General features: G+C 56.0%; 5 protein-coding genes and 1 pseudogene. 3 read left to right on the top strand and 3 right to left on the bottom strand.

The genetic code is table 11. The annotated features are described in order from the left end of the window. Together VGE80_RS07290 and VGE80_RS07285 are read right to left on the bottom strand one after the other, a co-directional pair. A pseudogene (locus VGE80_RS07290) lies at nucleotides 1–455 on the bottom strand (PPC domain-containing protein); the annotation flags it as partial. A gap of 314 nt (nucleotides 456–769) precedes the next feature. Then, entirely contained in the window at nucleotides 770–2086 is a 1317-nt protein-coding gene (locus VGE80_RS07285) for a DUF1501 domain-containing protein (RefSeq protein WP_397571239.1), read from the bottom strand. A 921-nt stretch (nucleotides 2087–3007) separates the two neighbouring features. On the opposite strand from VGE80_RS07285, the gene VGE80_RS07280 reads away from it, so the two are divergent. Continuing rightward, the gene (locus VGE80_RS07280) at nucleotides 3008–3940 is read left to right on the top strand and encodes a helix-turn-helix domain-containing protein (RefSeq protein WP_440592176.1); all 933 of its coding nucleotides are present in this window, start codon (nucleotides 3008–3010) and stop codon (nucleotides 3938–3940) included. Nucleotides 3941–4313: 373 nt separating this feature from the next. Further along, nucleotides 4314–5243: an acetamidase/formamidase family protein gene (locus VGE80_RS07275; protein WP_440592175.1), complete on the top strand. Its 930-nt coding sequence runs from the start codon at nucleotides 4314–4316 to the stop codon at nucleotides 5241–5243. 100 nt (nucleotides 5244–5343) lie between these two features. Here VGE80_RS07275 and bcp read toward each other — a convergent pair whose 3' ends face one another. Further along, nucleotides 5344–5838, bottom strand: coding sequence for a thioredoxin-dependent thiol peroxidase (bcp, locus tag VGE80_RS07270; protein ID WP_440592174.1), 495 nt, complete (start codon nucleotides 5836–5838; stop codon nucleotides 5344–5346). Between the two features lie 148 nt (nucleotides 5839–5986). On the opposite strand from bcp, the gene VGE80_RS07265 reads away from it, so the two are divergent. Beyond that, the coding region (locus VGE80_RS07265) for a HisA/HisF-related TIM barrel protein (RefSeq protein WP_440592173.1) at nucleotides 5987–6476 on the top strand (490 nt) is incomplete at its 3' end.

Genomic DNA, 6476 nt, shown 5'->3' with positions numbered 1-6476 from the left:
TCCCCTTTTTTTGCCTCGATCAGGAAATAATCCACATCCTCATTCTGGATGATTCCCTCGACCGTCACGTTGCCGGCGACAATCTGTGGTTGCTTGAAATCGCTGTTCGGTTCGACCTCGGCAACCGTTGGCAAGGCGCTGACCCGGAATGTTCGTAAATCAGATAGACCACTTCCCGTCCGGATCCGACAGTGCTTGGTTCCCAGCACGCAATCCGGTGCAATCTTGAGTTTCGCCTTGACCTGGCTGCCATTTACGACGGTGAACTGGGTGACTTCGATCCCCGGTTCGTAAATCATCAGTTCCAGAGCGTCTTCGAGGCGCTGACCATTGAAGGAGAGTTCAGTCTCGATTCCTCGCTGGGCACCACGAGGGAGGATACTCGAAAGAACCGGACTTGCGGCATAGGTAGGGGACGCAACCAGTACAAGCACCAGCGTCAGGACTGCACGCATATCATCGATCTCGCAAATTCGGGCGAAGCGCAATGACGTTGCTCAATTGGCGCGCGCCAGTGGCAGCAACAGTCGGCGGGGGCGGGTAACGGGGAACAAAGAGCCTGAGTCCACTGAGGTCTTTGCAATGTGGTCTGGAGGCGGACATCCTGTCACACCCGGTCATTCTCTATCAGGATGCAATGATCGCCTGCTCTGCGGGGCGACGTGGCAAACCGTTTTCGATTTCCCGCGTCAGCCATTCCGCACGAGCGATTTGTGTTCATTCGCATACTCGCGTGAATCCTCGCCGAAGGTCTGCGAGAATCGTTCGATCAGGCGAGGAGTTCTTTGATGACTTTTCCGCCGTCGACGATCTCGATCGGACGATCACCGGGTGCCATGAGTTCCTTATCCGCGACGATTCCCATGCAATGGTAGACCGTCGTAAAGAGATCTTCTGGGCCAACCGGATTGTCTTCGGGTTCGGAGGCGGTGGAGTTGGATGATCCGTAGATGTAACCACCTTTGATCCCTCCTCCGGCCAGCGCGACGCTGAAGACCTTCGGATAGTGATCACGGCCTGCCTGTGCGTTGATCTTCGGGGTTCTGCCGAACTCTGAAGAGACCATCACGAGCGTTTCTTTCAGGAGTCCCGTGCGATCCAGATCATTGATCAGAGTGGAAAACGCCTGGTCAAATGCTGGCATCTGGTTGCGGAATCCGGCGACGATACCGGTGTGCATGTCCCATCCGCCGTACGTCAGGTTGACCAGACGAACTCCTGCCTGGACAAGTCGTCTGGCCAGCAGCATTCGCGCACCCGCCGTGTTTCGACCATATTCGTCGCGGATCTGAGCGGGTTCTTTTTCGATGTCAAACGCCTCGCGCGCGGCAGGAGAACTGATCAGGCTGTAGGCCCGGTCGTAGAAGGTGTCCATCGCGGTCAGGTCGTCGGATTTTTCCTTTTTCTGGAAATGGGCATTCACCGCTTCGAGGGCCGAACGACGGGTCGCAAAGCGACTTTCATCCACGCCACCCGGCAGGTCGAGGTCGCGGACTTTGAAGCCGCCGTCCGCGGGATCACTACCGAGACTGAACGGGGCAAATGCGGAACTCAAATAACCGCTGCCAGCGAACTCAGTCGGCATGTTTGGAATGCAGACATACGGGGGAAGGTTGTTGCGGGGCCCGTATTCATGGCTCACGACCGAACCGATACAGGGGTAGATCAGCGCAGGACTGGGGCGATAACCCGTAAACATGTTGTGAGTGCCTCGCTCGTGCGCGGCTTCACCATGAGTCATTGAGCGGATAATGGTGAGCTTGTCGGCGACTTGGGCGGTCTTGGCGAGGGTATCACCGAAGACTTCGCCGCTAATCTTCGTGGCGATCTGTCCCATCTCGCCTCGGTATTCGATCGGGGCGTATGGCTTTGGATCGAAAGATTCCTGATGCGCGATTCCGCCCGGCAGAAAAATATGGATGATGGACTTTGCGGTGCTTTCAAAACTTTTGTAGTCTTTGAGGTCACCGTATGCCGTACTTCGCAGCAGTTGTGGCAGCGTGAGCCCTGCACCTGCCAGAACGCCTAGGGAGAGAAATCCACGACGATTCATACGGTCGAAATGACCAGGATTACAGCTCGGCATTCGAAATTCTCCGCGAAAACCGGTGAAAGCAATGTTCAGCAAAGTCTGGGAACGGACCGGGCGACTGTCACAGTCGCAATGCCGGATACATCTACCTTGTCAGTGAACATCAGCGGGTTACAAAACATTCGGCGAGGAATTCGTGTTTTTCAGGAATTCTCAGTAATTTGGCAGGCAGCAGTGGCGGGAGTACATGGTTAGCGCTGGTGGACAGATATACTCAACCAGCTACTTAGGCTAACCAACACACATCGGAATCGTCAAGTGTGTGCTGAGCCGGAATATTCCGCCAGCACTTCCTTTCGGCAGGGTTTTACAGCACGGGCTGTCGCGATCGCCCGTTCGCTCGCCACCTGGGTATTACCTCCCGCGCGATGGGCTCGTCTGAATATTCGGTCGTTTCCTGGGGGGAAATCGGCTTGGGGGCTGGTGTGCGCCCGGGCCGGGGGAATTTTCCGTCGCACAACGATAATAAAAGGAGTGGAGTCCTTCCCGTTAAAGTCTACAGTTCTATCATTGATATCTGCTTGCTAAGATGTCGTAGCGGGGCAGATGACTTTTCATCGCCAGGGCATTGGACCACTGCCTGTATCCAAGCGACATGAATTGAGTGTGGCTGGACTTGTGCCGACGCGGCTGATGGTGAGAGAAAGTGGTTGGTTCCTGTAGAACGAAGAAGTAGAAAGAGCTGAGAAGTCAGCAAGTGACCATTCGGCCCATGGATGCTGTACGGGGTAGAAGCCCCCGTCTCCCGTGAACGAAGGTCTCAATTCAAGAGAGTCGGCTCACCCGACGTGATTCTGATGCAGTTGCCCTCCAGATGCGGTGCGACTGCAACGGGTTTGAGTGACAGAACAAAGTGGCATTAAGACGCCCAACCACTGAGCGGCATCAAGACCGCTCTAGAACGAAGGATTTCCCATGACAGATCACGTGAATCAAGTGACAGACGCTTCTGAAGCGGATGATTCCACTCTGAATGTTTCCGTGCCCAAAGCGGCCGCGCACGTCGAAAATCAAGCTGGCGACCAGGCTGATTACGAAGAAGACTTTGATGGCGACTCCGAAGAACAGGGATCGATTCAGGGGGATTTGACTCCAAACGATATCTTCGGACTCGATCCACTCGACGTTCTGACGCTCGAAGAATTGGCAGACTATCTCAAGGTTTCCACTTCCGCCGTCCATCGCATGATGAAAGAGCAGAAGCTGCCTGGGCGGAATTTCGGTGGCGATTGGCGATTTCTGCGGGACGCCGTTGCGAACTGGCTCCGCTGTCAGGAAGCTCCCGCACAGGAGCAGAAGAAAGCTCGCGAGGATTACTCGAAAAGTCAGTCGAGTCAGTCCAGCGATTCGGAAACGAGTCGCTTCAGTCGTCCGCCGCAACGAAGTTATCAGGATGACCAGTCCGGTGGCGAGTACCGCTCCCGCCAGCGGTTTTCTGAAGGGAGCGAGCAGTACGGCAAACGGAGTGGTGGGCAGTACGGGTCAAACCAGTATGGTTCCGGTCAATACGGCTCCGGAGGGTACGGCTCCGGAGGGTACGGTGGCGGTCAGTACGGTGGCGGTCAGGGTGGTTCAGGAAACTACGGTTCGGGGGGGTACTCTCCCCCACCTCGACGCCAGTTCCGTAGCGGACAGGAAGGCGGCGGTAGTTACGGGTCAGGCGGCGAAGGAGGTTACGGGGGTGGTCGCCGCTTCGGAGGAGGTGGAGGCTATTCGGGTGGCGACCAGCAATTCGGTGGGCCCAAACGAAAGAATAAACGCCAGGTCTTCGACAACGAGCGGGGCAAACGACTCGACCGACGCCGTGACGGGGACTCGGGCGAAGGACTTCCGGGCAACGAGGAGTGATCTGACTCGGTTAAGCAGTAGGAGCGAGGCTGGGGCACCCCCTCGGCCTTCGGTCCTCAACGCATGAGAGGTGTGTGGAGTCGACGATGGGGAGGAAAACTTACTCCGGTCAGATTCCTGCAGGTCTATGAGAACGCATGGCAGTCGTCATGCGTTTTTTTACGCGCCGACCTGCTGGCTTAGGCGCCTCGGGTTACGCTGCAGGTTTGCAGTGACCACAGTTGGCACGCGATACTGCCGCCAGGATTCAATTTCGCAGTGGCCTCAGGGTCAGCGACAGAACTACCGACCGGACTTCACCCAAAAATCACCCTGAGGAAATGAACTGGGGTGTTCCGGTCAGCACTCTCACCGTCACCAACGTTCTGGAAGTATGATGCATCATCGACTGATTCCGACCTGCTATCACCGTTCTCTTGGACCTCACAACCCAGTGCTGAATGTGCGGAGTGGTGACACGGTTTCTACAACCATAGTCGATGCAGCTGGAGCGGATCAAACAGGTGAAACTGTGACTCCCCGCGGCAATCCGCAGACGGGACCGATCCATGTCGCAGAAGCAGAGCCCGGCGATACGCTGATGGTGACACTTGATCGAATTCGTCCCAATCGCAGCAAAGGATGGGCGCGATCCGTTGTCGCACCGAATGTTGTCGACCCGACATATGTGGGACAATTACCTGAGGCGCCACTGGCAGAATGGACGATTGATGAACAGCAAGGGACGGCCACGCTGACGTCTCCGCCGAATCAACTCGGCAAGTTGACGATTCCCCTTGAACCCATGCTCGGCTGCTTCGGTGTGGCTCCTTTTCGGCAGCAGGCGATCTCAACCGCGACATCCGGAGAACACGGTGGGAACATGGACTACCGCGGGTTTGTCGCCGGGACCACTGTTTATTTTCCTGTGTTTGAACCGGGAGGACTGTTCTTCCTGGGGGACGGACATGCTGCGCAGGGAGACGGAGAAATTGCGGGAACGGGTATCGAAATTTCCATGGACGTAACAGTCACGCTCACCGTTCAGAAAGGTAAGACGATCGGGTGGCCTCGGGGGGAAAACTCTGACTTCATTTTCACTGTTGGCAACGCCCGTCCGCTGGACCAATGCCTGCAACACGCGACAACAGAGATGCTTCGCTGGCTCCAGCTGGACTACGGCCTCGACGCGATTTCGGCCAACCTGCTGCTCAGTCAGTGCGTCCGGTATGACCTGGGAAATATGTTTGATCCTGCGTACACGATGGTCTGCAAAGTTCCCCGCAAGTACCTTCCGAACCGAAATATCAGCCCGACGACCTGACGAATCGTGCTGTCGAAGTGGATTGAGTGACGCATCTGGATGGCGAATTGGGAAGCATCCAGATGCGGCGCTCTACAGGTTCCGATTGTGTTCCCTGCGACTAGGCCTCGTCCGATTTCAACGCTTCGATTTTGGCAAGCACCTTGGGGATGTGTTCATCGACTTTAACTCGGGCCCAGACGGCGACGATCGTCCCGGTCTTGTCGATCACAAATGTTGAACGCTGGATCCCCATCGATTTCTTGCCGTACATGTTCTTTTCAACCCAGGCACCATACTTTTCCGCGACTGCGTGGTCTTCATCGGAGAGCAATGGAAATGGGAGTGAAAACTTGTCAGCGAATTTTTGATGAGAATCGACAGGATCAGTACTGACCCCGAGAATCACGGTGTCGGCAGATTGAAACGCTGCGAATTCATCGCGAAATCCACACGCCTGCCGCGTACAACCGGGGGTGTCGTCGCGAGGGTAAAAGTAGAGTACTACATTCTGCTTTCCCTTGAACTGACTCAGTTTTGTCCGCCCTTTCGGGAATGTGGGCAGATCAAATGGGGGGGCTTTGTCCCCAACTGCAGGCCTGGTGGTCTCAGCCATGTTGAGTTTTCCTCGTGTGAGATAAGTGACGTACCAGTACCGGGTCTGACTTCAGCAACGCTTGGCTATGTGCACTGAACGTGGGATGAGCGGCGGACGACTCGGCGAGACGCTGTTTTAGCCAGCCCGTTGGGAAAAGGATATCTTGATGCAAGTTCTTCCGGTATTGGACATCCTTGGCGGGGAAGTCGTTCGGGGCGTTGCCGGTCGGAGGGCGGAGTATCGCAGGATTGAAAGCCGACTCACCAGCAGTTCTGATCCCGTATCGATTGCGCGAAGATTGCGAGAATCGTTCGGTTTCGACCGTCTTTATGTTGCCGATCTCGATGGGATCATGCAGCAGAAACCGCATTATGACGTATATCGCCATCTTTGTGACGAGCGGTTCAAGCTGCTGATCGACGCAGGTGTCTGCGACTTCGCAGGGACCCAGGCCCTGGCGCGAGCAGGCGATGTGGAGATTGTTCTGGGGCTTGAGACGACACCCTCACCCCAATCCGTGCGGCAACTCGCGAAGAGCGTGCCGAACATCACTTTCAGTCTCGACCTGCTCAATGGCGTCCCCCGTTTTGCGGGAAACGTTGGTGGCTGGAGTCAACGTCCTCAGGAGATCGCTGCCCAAGTGGTCGAAGCGGGGG

This window comes from Schlesneria sp., from assembly GCF_036405755.1.
Classification (GTDB): Bacteria; Planctomycetota; Planctomycetia; order Planctomycetales; family Planctomycetaceae; genus Schlesneria; species Schlesneria sphaerica.
Note: the sequence above shows the minus strand (reverse complement) of the source record. Positions and strands in the feature narration are given on the sequence as shown.

What these genes read in the sequence shown, in the direction of transcription:
- VGE80_RS07285 (WP_397571239.1), bottom strand. Translation starts at nt 2,086, where the DNA reads ATGCCGAGCTGTAATCCTGGTCATTTCGACCGTATGAATCGTCGTGGA.
- VGE80_RS07280 (WP_440592176.1), top strand. Translation starts at nt 3,008, where the DNA reads ATGACAGATCACGTGAATCAAGTGACAGACGCTTCTGAAGCGGATGAT.
- VGE80_RS07275 (WP_440592175.1), top strand. Translation starts at nt 4,314, where the DNA reads ATGATGCATCATCGACTGATTCCGACCTGCTATCACCGTTCTCTTGGA.
- bcp (WP_440592174.1), bottom strand. Translation starts at nt 5,838, where the DNA reads ATGGCTGAGACCACCAGGCCTGCAGTTGGGGACAAAGCCCCCCCATTT.